The sequence below is a fragment of the Polynucleobacter sp. AP-Feld-500C-C5 genome (assembly GCF_018882265.1).
GTDB lineage: Bacteria > Pseudomonadota > Gammaproteobacteria > Burkholderiales > Burkholderiaceae > Polynucleobacter.
Map to the genome: position 1 here is coordinate 32,702 of NZ_JACVOW010000001.1, position 16,858 is coordinate 49,559.

Here is a 16,858-nt window from a genome sequence, read left to right on the forward strand (position 1 = left end):
CTTGGAAATCTTCGGCCTTTCTATTTCCGCTCTGTTAAGCCAGCTCCTTTTGGGGCTGGTTAACGGCAGCTTCTATGCAATCCTCAGTTTGGGATTGGCGGTAATCTTTGGCCTGTTAAATGTGATTAATTTTTCACATGGCGCCATGTTTATGTTGGGCGCCATCGTGACGTGGATGGCTGGGCAATATTTTGGAATTAACTATTGGGTAATGCTGATACTGGCCCCAATCATTGTTGGTTTGATTGGCATTGTGATTGAGCGTCTATTGCTAAGGCATTTGTATAAGCTCGATCATTTGTACGGATTGCTGTTGACCTTTGGTTTAACGCTTTTTATCGAGGGCGTGCTGCGCTCCATATATGGCGCTTCGGGTTTGTCTTATAGCGCTCCAGATGCCTTGCGCGGAGCCACCGATTTAGGTTTTATGGTTTTACCAAACTATCGCGCATGGGTGGTGCTTGCTTCCCTTACGGTATGTTTTGCCACGTGGTACGTGATAGAAAAAACTAGCATTGGCGCTTATTTACGCGCTGGCACAGAAAACCCAACACTAGTTCAGGCATTTGGGGTGAATTTTCCTCTGATGACAACATTGACTTATGGGTTTGGGGTTGCACTTGCGGCATTTTCAGGCGTGCTCGCTGCACCGATTATTCAGGTTTCTCCGCTGATGGGGTCTAACCTCATCATTGTTGTGTTTGCTGTGGTGGTGATTGGCGGCATGGGTTCTATCATGGGGTCAATTGTTACTGGCCTAGGATTGGGTTTGGTTGAGGGCTTGACCAAGGTGTTTTATCCAGAAGCTTCAAGCACTGTGGTATTTGCAATCATGGTGATTGTTTTGCTCTTTAGGCCGGCAGGCTTGTTTGGGCGTGAAAAATGAAATCACTTAAGCTCTGGCTTTTTCTGGCAATACTTGCTGTCGCAATAGCGGCGCCATTTTTTGCTTACCCTATTTTCCTAATGAAGATTTTATGTTTTGCTCTTTTTGCGGCAGCATTTAATTTATTGTTGGGTTATACAGGCCTTCTATCTTTTGGCCATGCCGCATTTTTCGGTGGCGCCGGATACTGTGCGGGATATTTGATGCGCGAAATGGGCGTTGGCCCGGCAGGCGGAATCTTGCTTGGGGTTTTGTTTGCTGCGGCCTTGGGTGCGCTGATTGGCGGCCTTGCAATTAGAAGACAGGGCATTTACTTTTCTATGATTACTTTGGCCTTGGCGCAAATGTTTTACTTTATTTGCCTGCAAGCCCCAGCTTCTGGGGGTGAGGATGGCTTTCAGGGCATCCCGAGAGGCGAGCTGTTTGGCCTAATCAACTTACAAAATGACTTAAATCTTTATTACTTTGTTTTGGCTACAACACTTGTTGGGTTCTTATTCATTTCAAGAATCATTTCCTCCCCGTTTGGACAGATCCTAAAAGCAATTAAAGAAAACGAGCCGCGTGCAATATCTCTAGGCTATAACGTTAATCGTTTTAAGTTTTTAGTATTTATTTTGTCTGCTGCACTAGCTGGTTTGGCTGGGGCCGTTCAAGCATTGGTATTAGGCTTCGAGACACTGACAGATGTGCACTGGTCAATGTCCGGCTTGGTTATTTTGATGACCTTGGTTGGTGGTGTTGGCACCTTGGTAGGCCCATTTGTTGGGGCGCTGGTAATTGTTCTGCTTGAACATAGAGTGGGTGAGATTGGAAACTTCTTAGCTCAAATTACGGGTGTCGCTTGGTTTAACTCTTTGGGCGAGTCCGTGACCATTGTTACGGGCCTGATATTTGTTTTCTGTGTAATGGCTTTTCGCCGCGGCTTGGTTGGCATCTTTACTAAAAAGTAATAGCTTTACTGTTGTGTACAAGCCCAACCGAGATCAGCAAGTGCCCCCGCTTTTGCCCCGTTTTCAATGGCATCACTTGCATTGGCATTGCCATCCATTGCGCGTTTAGTAATGCCGTGCAAAATTGCCGAAATTCGAAATAAGTTGTAGGCCATCAAAAAAGGCCAGTGTTCTGAAATCGATCTTCCCACTTGTTTTTCATACATAGCGATATATTCAGACTCACTAGGAATTCCTAGTGCAAGTAAGTCGAGACCTTGTATTCCGCGCCATAGGCTTGGCGCGATTCTCCAGGCCATGCATTGGTAAGCAAAGTCAGCCAACGGGTTGCCAAGCGTAGAAAGCTCCCAATCCAAAACGCCAATGATGCGTAAATCCGTTTTGTGAAAGATGAGATTGTCCATGCGAAAGTCGCCGTGGATGAGCGAGGTTTCGTCTCCAGCAGGAATGTGCTTGGGCAACCAGTCCATCAATTTATTAAGAGAATCAGGTATGGCAATACTCGCTTCGCGCACCTGCCGAGACCAGCGCGCAATTTGTCTTGCAAAATAGTTGCCAGGCTTACCAAAAGTTTCTAATCCAAGCGACGCATAATCTAGGCGATGTATAGCAGAGATGGTGCGATTCATTTCTTCATAAATCTTACGACGATCATTTGCTGATATGTCTGGCAAAGACTGATCAACGAATACCCTTCCATCAAGATATTCCATGATGAAAAAGGCGGTTCCAATAATGCTCTCATCTTCACAATAAGCTAGCATTTGGGGAACCGGTACGTCTGTACCTGCCAGCGCTTTCATCACGCGATGCTCTCGATCAACCGCATGCGCTGATGGTAATAAAACCCCATTCGGTTTTTTTCTGAGCACGTAATGAGAACTGCCGTTAGTAATTTTGAATGTCGGGTTCGATTGGCCACCAGTTAGCTGGCTAAGCTCAATGCGGCCTCTAATAAACCCTAATGAATTTAAGTAATGCTCAAGCGATTCTTGAAAAGAGGGGGTTTGCATAAGCAATTTGTATTTATAAGCCGTTAATCAGGTGGCCGCCATCTACCGCAATAGTTGCACCGGTCATTGCAGTGCTAGCGTCAGAGGCTAAGAGCAATAATGGCCCATTTAAGTCTTCTAAATTATTAAAGCGCCGTGAAGGGATGCGCGCCAGAATTTTTTGTCCAGCTTCACTTAGTAGAAATTCGCGATTGAGGTCAGTAATCACATAGCCTGGTAACAAGGCATTGACGCGGATTTGATGACGCGCTAATTCAAGAGCCATTACTTTTGTGAGTTGCACCACGCCCGCTTTTGAGATGGCATAAGGGGCTACCCCGCCGATGACTCGCTCCCCCAAGATAGAGGCAATATTGACAATATTTCCAGGCTTATTGGCTTCCGCTAGTCGCCGCGCCGCTTCGGTAGCAACCAACCAACAGCCCTTCAGATTCGTATCGATTACCCGATCCCAGTCTTCCTCAGTTTGGTCAAGTAATTTGCGATTGATACTCATGCCAGCGTTGTTGATAACGATCGTTGGCAATGACCACTGCGCAAGCTCATCAAAACACTGCGTCACACTTTTGTTGTTCGTGACATCAAGCTCAAATGCTTTTGCTTGGCCGCCCAATTGAGTAATTTCATCGACTACAGCTTGAAGTTGGTCTATGCGTCGAGATGCGATTGCTACCTTTGCGCCAGCCTTGGCAAGCAGTAGCGCGCAATGCTTGCCGATACCACTCGACGCGCCCGTTACAAGCGCTGTTTTATTATCCAATCGAAACAGCTGATTGATATCCATCACTTAGTTTCTTTATTTCCAATAATTTTGCGAGCCATGCTCCAACGATGAACTTCACTTGGGCCATCATAGATTCGGAAGCCACGCATATCTTTAAAAATTTTCATCAGCGCGGTTTCACCGGTGACACCTTGGCCACCCAACATTTGTACGCAACGATCTACCACTCGCCACTCGGCCTCAGAGCAAATGACTTTTGCGCGACTAGACTCAAAATTGCAGCGTTGCCCTTGATCCAAAAGCCAGGCAGTATGCCAAATATTTAGTCGAGAGGTTTGCAGATCCATATCGTTATCTGCCAACATAAATCCAACGCCCTCATGCTCGCCTAAAATTTTCCCAAAGGCTTCTCTTTTCTTTGCGTAGGCAATTGCAATGTCTTGCGCACGTTGCGCTTGACCAAGCCAACGCATGCAATGGGTTAGTCGCGCAGGTGCTAAACGTACTTGAGCATTTTTAAAGCCCTTACCAAGCTCACCCAATATTTGTTTGGAAGAGACGCGTAAATTTGTGAACCGAAGAACGCTATGTCCGCCAGCAAAGCAGCTATCCATCGCATCCATATTTCGAACAAGCTCAATACCTGGCACATTCATGTCTGATAAAAACATGGTGGCAGAGCCATCTTCCCCGCGGGCCATGGTGATGACAAAGTCTGCTCCATCGGCTCCAGTAATAAACCACTTTAAACCGTTAATAAGATAATCTTCACCATCTTTAGTGGCTGTGGTCATGAGCATTGAAGGATCTGAGCCAGCCCCGGGAGCAGGTTCTGTCATGGCAAAACATGAGCGAATTTTTCCTGCAACTAAAGGGCGAAGCCAACGCTCTTTTTGTTCTGGACTAGCAATTTCTTCTAGTAAATGAATGTTGCCTTCATCGGGCGCGTGGATATTCATCGCAGTCGGCCCTAATGAAGAGTAGCCCGCCTCTTCAAAAACGATGGCTTTTTCTATATGACTTAATCCTAAGCCACCCATTTCAATCGAAGCGTGTGGCGTTAATAAACCCGCTTTTCGAGCAAGCTCGATTAATTCCTTACGTAACTCTTCGGAGGGACCATGTTCATTTTGGCGCGGATCTTTTTCGAACGGAACCACTTGATCGCGAATAAATGAGCGCGTCCGATCCCGCAACCCTTCTAGTTTGGGCGTTAAAGAGAAGTCCATTGTTAGATTGTAATAGCAGGCAAAACTGAAATTACACTTAAAACTTCCTATGACTAAAATACATTTTGAATAAGGCTGCCACGTAAGACCTTATGATTATTTTTTTTTATTGAGCCCTTTATCGAATTTTCAATTTTCATTTGGCCCTTGCTATTGGCGATGGCTTTTTTTGCTGGCTTAGTTGATGCAGTGGCTGGCGGCGGAGGCTTAATTCAGGTTCCCGCTTTATTTGCTGCTTACCCTAACGAACATCCTGCAACATTACTTTCTACTAATAAAGTTTCTGCTGTTGGCGGCACTTTAAATGCTGCACGAAAATATTTGCGCCATGTTTCCCTGCCCTGGGCGGTTGTATTGCCTGCAATCGTGGCGGGTTTTTTGGGCTCACTTTTGGGTGCCAGCGCAGTTAGCAGCTTTCCAGCAGAGCCTTTGCGTAAAGCGCTGCCCTTCGTTTTGCTATTTCTTTTGCTCTACACTTGGTTTCAGCCATCACTTGGTGAGGCCCATGCTCCCAAAGGCGAAAGTCGTTTTCAGCAATTTAAAGCAGCTGCGCTTGGACTAACGATTGGGTTTTACGATGGCTTCTTCGGCCCTGGCACTGGCAGCTTTTTGCTTTTTGGTTTTGTGCGATTCTTTGCTTTTGACTTTTTGCATGCCTCAGCTGCAACAAAACTGGTGAATGTCGCCACTAATTTAGCTGCTATCTTAATGCTAGCCAGTCTTGGGCAAATTAACTGGCCTCTTGGTTTGGCCATGATGATTGCCAACATTGCAGGCAGTCAATTTGGAAGCCGCCTGGCAATTCAACACGGCAGCTCATTTGTTAGAAAGGCTTTTTTGGTCATTGTGACGGCTTTGATTTTGAAGTCAGCCTGGAATGCATATTTTATCAATTAAATCAACGACTTATAAATTACCCCATTGATTTTCCAAGATTTTATGATCTTTTGTTTCACGTGAAACAAACAAAATGCTATGATCATCGCCCTATCTGAGGCAAATCATGCGTTATTCCAAAAGTTTCGATGTCATTGTTGTAGGCGGTGGGCACGCTGGGACTGAGGCTGCCCTTGCATCGGCGCGCATGGGCTGCGACACCCTATTAATTACCCACAGCATTGAAAATCTGGGGGCAATGAGTTGCAATCCTTCGATTGGAGGGATTGGTAAGGGTCACCTAGTTAAAGAAATTGATGCCATGGGTGGTGCCATGGCTGCCGCAACTGACGAGGCAGGAATCCAGTTCCGGATTCTCAATTCAAGTAAGGGCCCCGCGGTTCGTGCAACTCGTGCTCAAGGCGATCGAATCCTCTATAAAGCTGCTGTCCGACGTAGGCTCGAAAACCAACCCAACTTAAGCCTATTTCAGGCTGCGGTAGATGATCTTATAGTTCAGGGCGACGAGGTTCAAGGTGTGTTGACCCAAATGGGTCTCGAGTTTATGGCCAAAAAAGTAGTTCTTACCGCAGGAACCTTTTTGGATGGCAAGATCCATGTTGGCTTGAATAACTATGCCGGTGGTCGTGCAGGTGATCCTGCGGCCGTTTCCCTCTCTGCCCGCCTGAAAGAGCTAAAGCTTCCCCAGGGTAGACTAAAGACTGGCACTCCACCACGCATTGATGGCAGAACTATTGACTTCTCAGTCATGCTTGAGCAGCCTGGCGACTTGGATCCGCTCCCCGTTTTTTCCTATTTAGGGCGCCCAGAACAGCATCCTAGGCAGGTTCCCTGCTGGATTTCTCATACAAATGAGAAAACGCATGACATTATTCGGGGTGGTTTGGATCGCTCGCCAATGTATACGGGCGTGATTGAGGGCGTTGGTCCACGCTACTGCCCTTCGATTGAGGACAAAATTCATCGTTTTGCCTCTAAAAATAGCCATCAGATCTTTTTGGAGCCTGAGGGACTAACAACCAATGAGTTTTATCCCAATGGGATTTCAACTAGCCTCCCCTTTGATATTCAATGGGATTTGGTCCGCAGCATTCGCGGCTTAGAGTCTGCAGTCATTGTGCGCCCGGGGTATGCCATTGAGTATGACTTCTTTGATCCACGCCAATTGCGCCATAGCCTAGAGACTAGGGTTATTGGGGGTTTATATTTTGCTGGGCAGATCAATGGCACGACGGGTTATGAAGAGGCTGCCGCCCAAGGCATGTTGGCAGGTATTAATGCTGGATTGGCCTCCCAAGGCAAAGAACCTTGGCTTCCAAAGCGGAGCGAATCCTATATTGGTGTCCTCGTAGATGACTTAATCACCCGCGGGGTCCAAGAGCCCTACCGTATGTTTACTAGTCGTGCCGAGTACCGCTTGAGCTTGCGCGAAGACAATGCAGATATGCGTTTAACTGGGATTGGTCGTGAACTTGGCTTGGTTGATGACTATCGTTGGGAAGTATTTTGCAGAAAACAAGAGGCTGTTTCACGTGAAACATCTCGTTTGCAAGATATTTGGGTGGGGCCAAAACATGAAGCCGCCCCCCTGATTTCTCAGTTGCTGGGTCAAGACTTATCCCATGAATGTAATTTAACCGAGCTTTTAAGGCGTCCCGGCATTACTTATCAAGCCATTGCTAGCTTGGGTAACGGCATGTGGTCGCCAGGTGTTTTGGATGAAGATCTCGGTTTAGCTGCTCAAATTAGTGACCAGGTCGAGATTTCCATTAAATACCAGGGCTACATTGATCGTCAGGCACTTGAAATTACCCGTCAGGAGCACAACGAGACCTTCCCCCTCCCAGAGTCGCTTGATTATTCGCAAGTTCTGGGCCTGTCTAAAGAGGTTCAGCAAAAGCTGAATTTGCATAAACCAGCAACACTGGGTCAAGCAGGAAGAATCTCAGGAGTAACTCCAGCAGCACTTTCTTTGCTTTTGGTACACCTTAAAAAAGGTTTGGGCCGAACCCAAGAGGCTGCATGACCGAAGATTTGCTTGCGCTGGGTATTGAAGAATTGGGCCTCAATTTAAGTGATGCCAACATTGCAGACTTAGAGGTTTTTTTGCAAGAAATGAGCCGCTGGAATCAGGTGCATAACCTCACGGCAATTGAAGATCAAAAAGATTCAGTGCGCCTCCATCTGATTGATTCTATTTCTGTTTTACCTCTATTGAGGCAATTTCTAAAGACATCCACGCCTAAAATTGCCGACCTCGGCTCGGGCGGCGGCTTGCCAGCCATTCCCATTGCCATTCTCCAGCCTGAGTGGCGCTTGAGTCTGATTGAGGCAATCCGTAAAAAGACGGCTTTTTTGCAACATATACGAGGAAAGCTAAAGCTCAAAAACATCGAAGTATTAAGCGAAAGAGTTGAAAATGTTGCGATGCAACAACCTGGTCAATTTGATGCCGTTATTTCACGTGCGTTTACCAATCTAGCACGCTTTTTGGACCTCTCTTTGCCACTTCTCAAGCCGGATGGTCTCGTATTTGCCATGAAAGCCAAGCGGGCGGACGAGGAAATGGCTGAGGTAAGTAAAGACGATTGGCGTTTATTGGCCGATCAAGCCCTGTTTATTCCTAATCTGCCGGTAGAGCGCCGCTTGTTGGTGTTCACCCCCGTGAGAAAATCGAATTCTTCCCTTTAAGCAAACCCTAAAGCACCCATGGCAAAAATATTCTGTATTGCAAATCAAAAAGGCGGCGTTGGTAAGACCACTACCGCGGTTAATTTAGCTGCGGGATTGGTTGGGCTTGGACAGCGAGTATTGCTGGTGGACTTAGATCCGCAAGGGAATGCCACGATGGGCTCTGGGGTTGAAAAAGCAGATTTGAACAACAGTGTTTATCAAGTTTTAATTGGCTTGGCTGCAGTAAAAGATTGCGCACAACCTTGCGAAAGTTCTGGCTACGATGTGTTACCCGCAAATCGTGATTTAGCAGGAGCGGAAATTGAATTGGTAGATATGGATGCGCGCGAATCACGTTTAAAAGATGCGCTTGCGCAAGTAGCTACTGACTACGACTTCATCTTGGTTGATTGCCCGCCTGCTTTGTCATTGTTAACGCTCAATGGGTTGTGTGCTGCGAATGGCGTCATCGTACCAATGCAGTGTGAGTACTTTGCGCTAGAAGGCTTGTCGGATTTGGTGAACACCATTAAACAAGTGCATGCCAAGTTAAATCCTGACCTGGTGATTATTGGTTTATTGCGAGTCATGTTTGATGCGCGCATGACCTTGCAGCAGCAAGTATCCGATCAGTTAATAGAACACTTTGGAGATAAGGTCTTTAAGGCGATTATTCCTCGTAATGTCAGGCTTGCTGAGGCGCCATCTTATGGCCTTCCGGGCGTTGCGTTTGACAAGACATCGCGCGGTGCAAAAGCATATTTAGAGTTTGGCGCCGAGATGGTTGAGCGCATCAAACACATGTAATTTTTTAAGAAGATAGAACATCATGGTTGCCATTAAGAAAAAAGGTTTGGGCAGGGGTCTAGAGGCCTTGCTCGGTGAGAAAGCTGCGCAAGCGAACTCTTCCGCAGAAATAAACCGTTTGCCCTTAACTGCATTGCAAGCGGGTAAATACCAGCCACGTCAAAAAATAGAAACGGGCGCACTTCAAGAATTGGCGGAGAGCATTCGAGAACAAGGCGTGATGCAACCGCTCTTGGTGAGAATGGTAAGCGCTGGTAAGTACGAAATTATTGCTGGTGAAAGACGCTTTCGTGCCGCCACCCTTGCCGGCTTAAAAGAAGTTCCTGTTTTGGTTTCTGATGCTGATGATCAAGCCGCAGCCGCAATGGCTTTGGTAGAGAATATGCAACGTGAGGACTTAAACCCTCTAGAGGAGTCACAGGGTTTGGCGCGTTTGATCGAAGAATTTGGTTTTACGCATGAACAGGCTGCAAAAGCAGTGGGCAAGTCCCGTAGCGCCATTAGTAATTTATTGCGCTTAGCGCAGCTGGCTAAGCCTGTACAAGCAATGCTGTTGGCGGGTGATATTGATATGGGCCATGCCCGTGCCCTGTTGCCGCTTCCAGGTGCTAGCCAGGTTGCACTGGCGCAGAAGATTGCCGCTCAAGGCCTTTCTGTGCGCGAAGCGGAAAGAATGGCTGCAGCGCTGGTAATTGCAGGCGGACAAATTGGGGACAAAAAAACAAAGACTAAGGCTGGTGAAGTTGTGCCGAGTCGTGATCCTGACATGCGCCGCTTAACCCAAGAAATCGCTGATTTAATTGGGTTAAATGCTGAATTTAAGTTCAAAGGCAAAGGCGGAGAGCTCAGAATTCGCTTTAGCCAGTTTGATGAGCTTGATTCCCTATTAAAAAAGCTGGGTATAGCGGCTGACTAGCTGCGCATCGGCAAAAGACTTTTGTGAATAACAAACCGCTCAATACCAAACGTGAATGGGATGAAATTGAGGAAGATTCCTTTAAAACCCTTAGCAAAGAAGAAATGGATGCCTTGCGTGCATCAAAGCCACGTAATTTTTCTTCAATCAATTCATGGTGGGTTGTTTTAAGTCAGGTAGCGGTTACTCTGCTGATTGCTGGAACGTGCTTTGTTTTTTCCAGTCAAGCTGATAAAAGCGTTTATACTTATTCGGCTTTAGTAGGCGGTTTGATTGGATTTTTGCCTTCCGCGCTGTTTTTGATGCGAATAGAGGCGGCAAAGAAGAGTGTCAAACGCAGCCCCGGCGGCTTTTTGGCGGCAGTGGTTTCTGGCGAATTTATCAAAATCCTAGCAACTATCGTTTTGTTCATAGGCTTTGCCCTAAAGCAGCCTGATTTGAAATGGATCCCGTTGCTTGTTACTTATTTGGCTACCCTCAAGTGTTACTTGTTGGCGTGGTTTTGGAAGTAACAAGAAGCAAATAAACAAGGACAAGTAAGAGATGTCTAGTGAAGTTAACGCAGCAGCAGAAGTAGGCCACCACGCGGCTACAGAAGCGCTTACACCAACTGCCTACATTGCGGAACATCTGCAAAATCTCAACAATATTGGGGGGCCACAGGCATCCATTATTGACTTCAGCGTTATTCATTTCGATACCATGTTTTGGACCACCCTCATGGGCTTGGTCGCAGTCCTACTGCTGGTGATCGCTGCTCGCAAAGCTTCGCCAGGTGTCCCGGGCCGCTTTCAATGTTTGGTTGAAATGCTGGTTGAAATGGTCGAGACTCAATCCAAAGGGATTGTTCACGGTGACAGATCTTATATTGCCCCATTAGCCCTGTTTGTTTTTTGCTGGATCATTCTCTTAAATACTTTGGATTTAGTTCCGGTAGATTGGGTTGTTGGCGTCAATCACTTTATTGAAGGTTTTGGTGTGCACGTGCCGCACCATAAGATTGTTCCAACCACGGATCTAAATGCCACCCTCGGAATGTCTTTCTCAGTGTTGCTATTGGTTTTCTTTTACAGCTTCAAGGTAAAAGGCGTTGGCGGATTTCTGCATGAGCTCATTTCTGCCCCTTTTGGCGCTAAGTGGTATTTGGCCCCATTTAATCTCATCCTCAACATCATTGAATATATTGCTAAAGGTGTTTCTTTAGGAATGCGACTTTTTGGCAATATGTATGCTGGCGAGTTGATATTTTTGTTGATCGCCCTTTTGGGAAGTATGTGGACCTTCAATTTAGATCTCTATATGCTCGGCTTTGTTGGCAACGTACTTGCTGGCTCTGCTTGGGCAATTTTCCATATTTTGGTGATTTTGTTGCAAGCCTTTATTTTCATGATGTTGACCTTGGTTTACATCGGCCAAGCACATAGTCACCATTAACCTTTTTATTTTTAACCTCAACTTCAATACTTAGGAGTAAACATGCAAGCATTCTTAGCCAACATTCAAGGACTAACCGCTATCGGTATTGGCCTCATCATCGGCCTCGGCGCTTTAGGAGCCTGTTTGGGCATTGGCCTAATGGGTGGTAAGTTCATTGAGGGCGCTGCCCGTCAACCAGAACTCATCAACGAATTGCAAACCAAAATGTTCCTTTTGGCTGGTTTGATCGACGCTGCGTTCTTGATCGGCGTTGGTGTTGCAATGTTGTTTGCTTTCGCAAACCCACTGCTCGCAGTTATTAAGTAATTGTTTTGGCGTGGATGACCAACGGGTCATCCAACCGTTCTCAACAATACTGAAAGGAATATCGTGAATCTGAACGCGACCCTATTCGCGCAAATGATCGTCTTTTTTGTCTTATGGTGGGTGGTTGCACGTTTTGTGTGGCCTCCATTGGTTAAGGCATTAGACGAGCGTTCGACCAAAATTGCAGATGGCTTGGCTGCGGCCGAGCGCGGCAAAGAAGAATTAGCACTCGCAAATAATGCGGCCGAGCAAGAGCTTTCTAAAGCACGTCAAGAAGGTATTCAGCGTGTGGCTGAAGCAGAAAAACGTGCTCAAATGTCAGCCGAAGAAATTCGTGCGAACGCACAAGCTGAAGCTGCGCGCATCATTTCGCAAGCAAAAGAAGATGCTGATCAACAAGTAACTCGTGCTCGTGAAGTATTGCGTGCGGAGGTGGCTTTGTTAGCCGTTAAAGGCGCTGAGCAGATTTTGCGTCGCGAAGTGGATGCAAAAGCCCACGGCGCATTGCTTGATCAACTTAAGGCAGAGCTTTGATATGGCTGAGTTAGCCACCATTGCACGTCCTTATGCTGAGGCACTTTTTCAAAGTGCTCAGTCTGCTGAACTTGCTTCGATGCTCGAGCAGTTGAATGAATTGGCTCAGCTCGCTGTGCTGCCGGAAGTCGCTGGTTTGTCTAATAATCCAAAAGTTTCTGCTGATGATTTGACTAAGCTTCTTTCCGGTATGGTCAAGACAAAGTTAGATGGCAAAGTTTCTAGCTTTTTAAGCCTTGTGAATCAAAGCCATCGTCTCGCAGCCATCCCTGAAATTGCAAGCCAATTTGAGTCGATGAAAAATAAAAGCGAAGGTGCAGCAGAAGTAATGATTACCAGCGCATTCCCTCTAGAGGGAAGTGCACTAAATGATTTGTTGTCAAGTTTGAAGAAGCGCTTTGGGGGTAAAGATTTGCGCCCAACTATTCAGGTTGATCCAGCATTGATTGGCGGTGTTCGCATTCAAGTTGGCGATGAAGTAATGGATAGTTCTGTAAAGGCACGGTTAGCTCAAATGCAAGCAAGTCTTGGCGCATAAGTTATCCCGATTAAGAACATACGAAATAAGACCCAGGAGTAAGTAATGCAACTCAACCCTTCCGAGATCAGCGAGCTGATCAAAAGCCGAATTAGCGAAATGGGCGTTGACACCCAGTCTCGCAATGAAGGTACCGTCATTTCAGTGACCGACGGTATTTGCCGCGTTCATGGCTTGTCAGGTGTTATGCAAGGCGAAATGTTGGAGTTCCCTAACAACACTATCGGCCTCGCTTTGAACCTTGAGCGTGATTCTGTTGGTGCTGTAGTGTTGGGTGAATACACCCACATTAAAGAAGGCGACCCCGTTAAATGTACGGGCCGCATTTTAGAAGTTCCCGTTGGCCCAGAGTTGCTCGGGCGCGTTGTTAACGCACTTGGTCAACCCATTGATGGTAAAGGCCCAATTAATACCAAGTTAACTGACTTTATTGAAAAAGTTGCTCCTGGCGTGATCGCACGTCAATCTGTTAGCCAGCCAGTACAAACGGGTTTGAAAGCGATTGACGCGATGGTTCCTATTGGCCGTGGTCAACGTGAGTTGATCATTGGCGACCGTCAAACTGGTAAGACAGCGGTTGCAGTTGACGCGATCATTAATCAAAAGGGTAAAGGCGTTTATTGCGTTTACGTTGCGATTGGTCAAAAGGCTTCTACTATTGCTAACGTGGTTCGCAAGCTCACAGAATTGGGCGCGATGGATTACACCGTAGTGGTTGCAGCGAGTGCTTCTGAGTCTGCAGCGATGCAATACCTCTCTGCATACGCAGGTTGCACCATGGGTGAATATTTCCGCGATCGTGGCGAAGATGCTTTGATTGTTTACGATGACTTGACCAAGCAAGCGGTTGCTTATCGTCAAATCTCCTTGTTGCTACGTCGCCCACCAGGTCGCGAAGCCTATCCTGGTGACGTGTTCTACCTCCACTCACGCTTGCTCGAGCGCGCTGCTCGTGTAAACGCTGAGTATGTTGAGAAGTTCACCAACGGCGCAGTAAAAGGTAAAACCGGTTCTTTGACTGCATTGCCAATTATTGAAACTCAAGCTGGTGACGTTTCTGCATTCGTTCCAACCAACGTGATTTCCATTACTGACGGTCAGATCTTCTTGGAAACTGATTTGTTCAACGCTGGTGTGCGTCCTGCGATTAACGCCGGTATTTCTGTTTCCCGCGTTGGTGGTGCAGCACAAACTAAAGTCATTAAGAAATTGTCTGGTGGTATTCGTACCGACTTAGCGCAATACCGTGAATTGGCAGCGTTTGCTCAGTTCGCCTCAGATCTTGACGAAGCAACCCGCAAGCAGCTTGAGCGCGGTCGTCGTGTTACTGAATTGTGTAAGCAGGCTCAATATAAGCCGCTTCAAGTTTGGGAAATGGCTGCTTCACTCTATGCCGTGAACAATGGTTTTTTTGACGATATCGAAGTGAAGAATGTATTGCCGTTTGAAAAGGGCTTACAAGATCATTTGAAATCTAAATATGCAGATTTAGTTGGCCGCATCGAAGAAACTAAAGATTTGAGCAAAGAAGACGAAGCCGCTTTGCGTGCTGCGATTGAGGACTACAAGCGTTCAGCAGCCTTCTAAGGACGCATAGAGATCATGGCCGGCACAAAAGAGATACGATCAAAGATCAAGAGCGTGCAAAACACGCGCAAGATCACGAAGGCAATGGAAATGGTCGCCGCATCCAAGATGCGTCGCGCCCAGGAGCGCATGCGTAATGCGCGCCCATATGCTGAAAAAATTCGTGAAATTGTGGCCAATCTTTCTAAAGCAAATCCTGAGTACCGCCCTGCTTACATGGCGACTCGTGAAGTAAAGAAAGTTGGCACGATCTTGGTTACAACAGACAAAGGCTTATGCGGCGGTTTGAATACCAACGTACTGCGTTTGATTGCTAACCAAGTGCGTGAGTTGCAAGACAAAAATGTTGGTATTGAGTACACCGCGATTGGTTCAAAAGGCCTGCAATTTCTGAATCGTTCAAAAGCGAAACTCATTTCTCAAACAATCCAAATTGGTGACACACCGCATTTAGATGTTTTGATTGGCGCAATTACTGCCCAGTTAGAGGCGTTTGAGAGAGGTGAGATTGATGCGGTCTATTTGGCATATACCCGTTTTGTAAATGCAATGAAACAAGAGCCTGTTTTAGAGAAGCTTTTGCCTTTAGAGCCAGCTGCTTTGACTCCTGAAGATAAAGCAGGCCCCTCTTGGGATTACATCTATGAGCCTGACGCTGAGTCCATCTTAAATGGCCTGTTGAAGCGTTACGTTGAAGCAATGATTTACCAAGCCGTTGCTGAAAACATGGCTTCTGAGCAATCTGCACGCATGGTCTCAATGAAGGCCGCTTCAGATAATGCGAAGAACGTGATTGGCGAATTGCAATTGGATTACAACAAAACACGACAAGCTGCCATTACCAAAGAGTTGTCAGAAATTGTTGGTGGAGCGGCTGCTGTTTAAGCGGTCAGCGTTTAGGAATACAAAGAATTTAGGAATTAAGAGCGGAGAAAGCGATGAGTAACGGAAATATCGTGCAATGTATCGGTCCAGTGGTGGACATTCAGTTCCCACGCGACAAAATGCCAAACATTTATGATGCGTTGACATTAGTTGAAAGCGGTGAAAAATCATTTGCTGAAAAAGGTTTGACCTTTGAAGTTCAGCAACAAATCGGTGACGGCGTAGTTCGCGCGATTGCAATGGGTGCAAGCGATGGCTTGCGTCGTGGCATGGAAGTGAAATCTACTGGTAAGCCAATTTCTGTTCCAGTTGGCCCAGCAACACTTGGCCGCATTATGGATGTATTGGGTCGCCCAATTGATGATGCAGGCCCAATTGCTACTGAAGAGCGTCGCGCCATTCACCAGCCAGCACCAAAGTTTGATGAACTATCCCCTTCTGTTGATCTGCTCGAAACCGGCATTAAGGTGATCGACTTGGTTTGCCCATTCGCTAAAGGCGGTAAGGTTGGCTTGTTCGGTGGTGCGGGTGTTGGTAAGACCGTCAACATGATGGAATTGATTAACAACATTGCTAAACAACACTCAGGCTTGTCAGTGTTTGCTGGTGTTGGTGAGCGTACTCGTGAAGGTAATGACTTCTATCACGAGATGAAAGAATCTAACGTTATCGATAAAGTAGCGATGGTGTTTGGTCAGATGAATGAGCCTCCAGGTAACCGTTTGCGCGTTGCGTTGACAGGTTTGACCATGGCTGAAGCATTCCGTGACGAAGGCCGTGATATTTTGTTCTTCGTTGACAACATCTACCGTTACACATTGGCTGGTACTGAAGTTTCTGCTTTGCTTGGTCGTATGCCTTCTGCTGTGGGTTACCAGCCTACATTGGCTGAAGAGATGGGTAAATTGCAAGAGCGTATTACCTCTACGAAGACAGGTTCTGTTACTTCCATTCAGGCTGTTTACGTTCCTGCTGATGACTTGACTGATCCGTCACCAGCGACAACCTTCTTGCACTTAGACTCTACTGTTGTGTTGTCACGTGATATTGCGGCTTTGGGTATTTATCCAGCGGTTGACCCACTTGACTCCACCAGCCGTCAGCTCGACCCACAAGTGGTTGGTCAAGAGCACTATGAAGTAGCTCGCTCGGTTCAGATGACATTGCAACGCTACAAAGAGTTGCGTGACATTATTGCGATTTTGGGTATGGACGAATTGTCTCCTGAAGACAAGTTGGCCGTGGCTCGTGCTCGTAAGATTCAACGTTTCTTGTCCCAGCCTTTCCACGTTGCTGAGGTGTTCACTGGTTCACCAGGTAAATACGTTCCATTGAAAGAAACCATCCGTGGCTTCAAGATGATCGTCAGTGGTGAGTTGGATCACTTGCCAGAGCAAGCGTTCTACATGGTGGGTTCAATTGATGAAGCCATCGAGAAAGCCAAGAAGCTTTAATCGATTTCATCTAGGGAAA

General features: G+C 46.7%; 18 protein-coding genes. 15 read left to right on the top strand and 3 right to left on the bottom strand.

The window, feature by feature from the left end:
* Nucleotide 1 precedes the first annotated feature (1 nt).
* Together ICN21_RS00145 and ICN21_RS00150 are read left to right on the top strand one after the other, a co-directional pair.
* A complete protein-coding gene (locus ICN21_RS00145; RefSeq protein ID WP_215296069.1) occupies nt 2-886 on the top strand; it encodes a branched-chain amino acid ABC transporter permease in 885 nt (294 codons plus the stop codon).
* On the top strand, nt 883-1,839 hold the full coding sequence (locus ICN21_RS00150) for a branched-chain amino acid ABC transporter permease (RefSeq protein ID WP_215296070.1): 957 nt from the start codon (nt 883-885) through the stop codon (nt 1,837-1,839). The genes ICN21_RS00145 and ICN21_RS00150 overlap by 4 nt, the downstream gene beginning before the upstream one ends.
* A gap of 5 nt (nt 1,840-1,844) precedes the next feature.
* Here the strand turns inward: ICN21_RS00150 and ICN21_RS00155 are convergent, their stop codons facing one another.
* The 3 genes from ICN21_RS00155 to ICN21_RS00165 are packed head-to-tail and all read right to left on the bottom strand — an operon-like array spanning nt 1,845 to nt 4,805.
* Nucleotides 1,845-2,852: a phosphotransferase family protein gene (locus ICN21_RS00155; protein ID WP_216175933.1), complete on the bottom strand. Its 1,008-nt coding sequence runs from the start codon at nt 2,850-2,852 to the stop codon at nt 1,845-1,847.
* 13 nt (nt 2,853-2,865) lie between these two features.
* On the bottom strand, nt 2,866-3,636 hold the full coding sequence (locus tag ICN21_RS00160) for an SDR family NAD(P)-dependent oxidoreductase (RefSeq protein WP_216175935.1): 771 nt from the start codon (nt 3,634-3,636) through the stop codon (nt 2,866-2,868).
* Nucleotides 3,636-4,805 (bottom strand): acyl-CoA dehydrogenase family protein, encoded by a 1,170-nt coding sequence (locus tag ICN21_RS00165; RefSeq protein WP_216175936.1) that lies wholly within the window; start codon nt 4,803-4,805, stop codon nt 3,636-3,638. The genes ICN21_RS00160 and ICN21_RS00165 overlap by 1 nt, the downstream gene beginning before the upstream one ends.
* Nucleotides 4,806-4,964: 159 nt before the next feature.
* On the opposite strand from ICN21_RS00165, the gene ICN21_RS00170 reads away from it, so the two are divergent.
* The 13 genes from ICN21_RS00170 to atpD all read left to right on the top strand — a co-directional run bounded on the left by ICN21_RS00170 (nt 4,965) and on the right by atpD (nt 16,839).
* Nucleotides 4,965-5,702, top strand: a complete 738-nt coding sequence (locus tag ICN21_RS00170) for a TSUP family transporter (RefSeq protein WP_216123429.1) — start codon at nt 4,965-4,967, stop codon at nt 5,700-5,702.
* 106 nt (nt 5,703-5,808) lie between these two features.
* Nucleotides 5,809-7,728, top strand: a complete 1,920-nt coding sequence (mnmG, locus tag ICN21_RS00175; RefSeq protein WP_216175939.1) for a tRNA uridine-5-carboxymethylaminomethyl(34) synthesis enzyme MnmG — start codon at nt 5,809-5,811, stop codon at nt 7,726-7,728.
* Nucleotides 7,725-8,393, top strand: a complete 669-nt coding sequence (gene rsmG / locus ICN21_RS00180; RefSeq protein WP_216175941.1) for a 16S rRNA (guanine(527)-N(7))-methyltransferase RsmG — start codon at nt 7,725-7,727, stop codon at nt 8,391-8,393. The genes mnmG and rsmG overlap by 4 nt, the downstream gene beginning before the upstream one ends.
* Nucleotides 8,394-8,411: 18 nt before the next feature.
* Complete coding sequence (locus ICN21_RS00185) at nt 8,412-9,182, top strand: ParA family protein (protein WP_216175943.1); 771 nt, start codon at nt 8,412-8,414, stop codon at nt 9,180-9,182.
* A 22-nt stretch (nt 9,183-9,204) separates the two neighbouring features.
* Nucleotides 9,205-10,098, top strand: a complete 894-nt coding sequence (locus ICN21_RS00190) for a ParB/RepB/Spo0J family partition protein (RefSeq protein ID WP_216175945.1) — start codon at nt 9,205-9,207, stop codon at nt 10,096-10,098.
* Between the two features lie 23 nt (nt 10,099-10,121).
* Entirely contained in the window at nt 10,122-10,610 is a 489-nt protein-coding gene (locus ICN21_RS00195; RefSeq protein ID WP_370624032.1) for an ATP synthase subunit I, read from the top strand.
* A 31-nt stretch (nt 10,611-10,641) separates the two neighbouring features.
* Entirely contained in the window at nt 10,642-11,532 is an 891-nt protein-coding gene (gene atpB, locus ICN21_RS00200) for a F0F1 ATP synthase subunit A (RefSeq protein WP_215296080.1), read from the top strand.
* A 42-nt stretch (nt 11,533-11,574) separates the two neighbouring features.
* Nucleotides 11,575-11,841 (top strand): F0F1 ATP synthase subunit C, encoded by a 267-nt coding sequence (gene atpE, locus ICN21_RS00205; protein ID WP_028818346.1) that lies wholly within the window; start codon nt 11,575-11,577, stop codon nt 11,839-11,841.
* A gap of 63 nt (nt 11,842-11,904) precedes the next feature.
* On the top strand, nt 11,905-12,375 hold the full coding sequence (locus ICN21_RS00210) for a F0F1 ATP synthase subunit B (protein WP_215319447.1): 471 nt from the start codon (nt 11,905-11,907) through the stop codon (nt 12,373-12,375).
* A 1-nt stretch (nt 12,376) separates the two neighbouring features.
* Nucleotides 12,377-12,913, top strand: coding sequence for a F0F1 ATP synthase subunit delta (locus ICN21_RS00215; protein ID WP_215297218.1), 537 nt, complete (start codon nt 12,377-12,379; stop codon nt 12,911-12,913).
* Nucleotides 12,914-12,958: 45 nt separating this feature from the next.
* Nucleotides 12,959-14,500, top strand: coding sequence for a F0F1 ATP synthase subunit alpha (gene atpA, locus ICN21_RS00220; protein WP_215296082.1), 1,542 nt, complete (start codon nt 12,959-12,961; stop codon nt 14,498-14,500).
* 15 nt (nt 14,501-14,515) lie between these two features.
* Nucleotides 14,516-15,385, top strand: a complete 870-nt coding sequence (atpG, locus tag ICN21_RS00225; protein WP_215296083.1) for a F0F1 ATP synthase subunit gamma — start codon at nt 14,516-14,518, stop codon at nt 15,383-15,385.
* A gap of 53 nt (nt 15,386-15,438) precedes the next feature.
* Nucleotides 15,439-16,839, top strand: coding sequence for a F0F1 ATP synthase subunit beta (gene atpD / locus ICN21_RS00230; protein WP_112202554.1), 1,401 nt, complete (start codon nt 15,439-15,441; stop codon nt 16,837-16,839).
* The last annotated feature ends 19 nt before the right edge of the window (nt 16,840-16,858 follow it).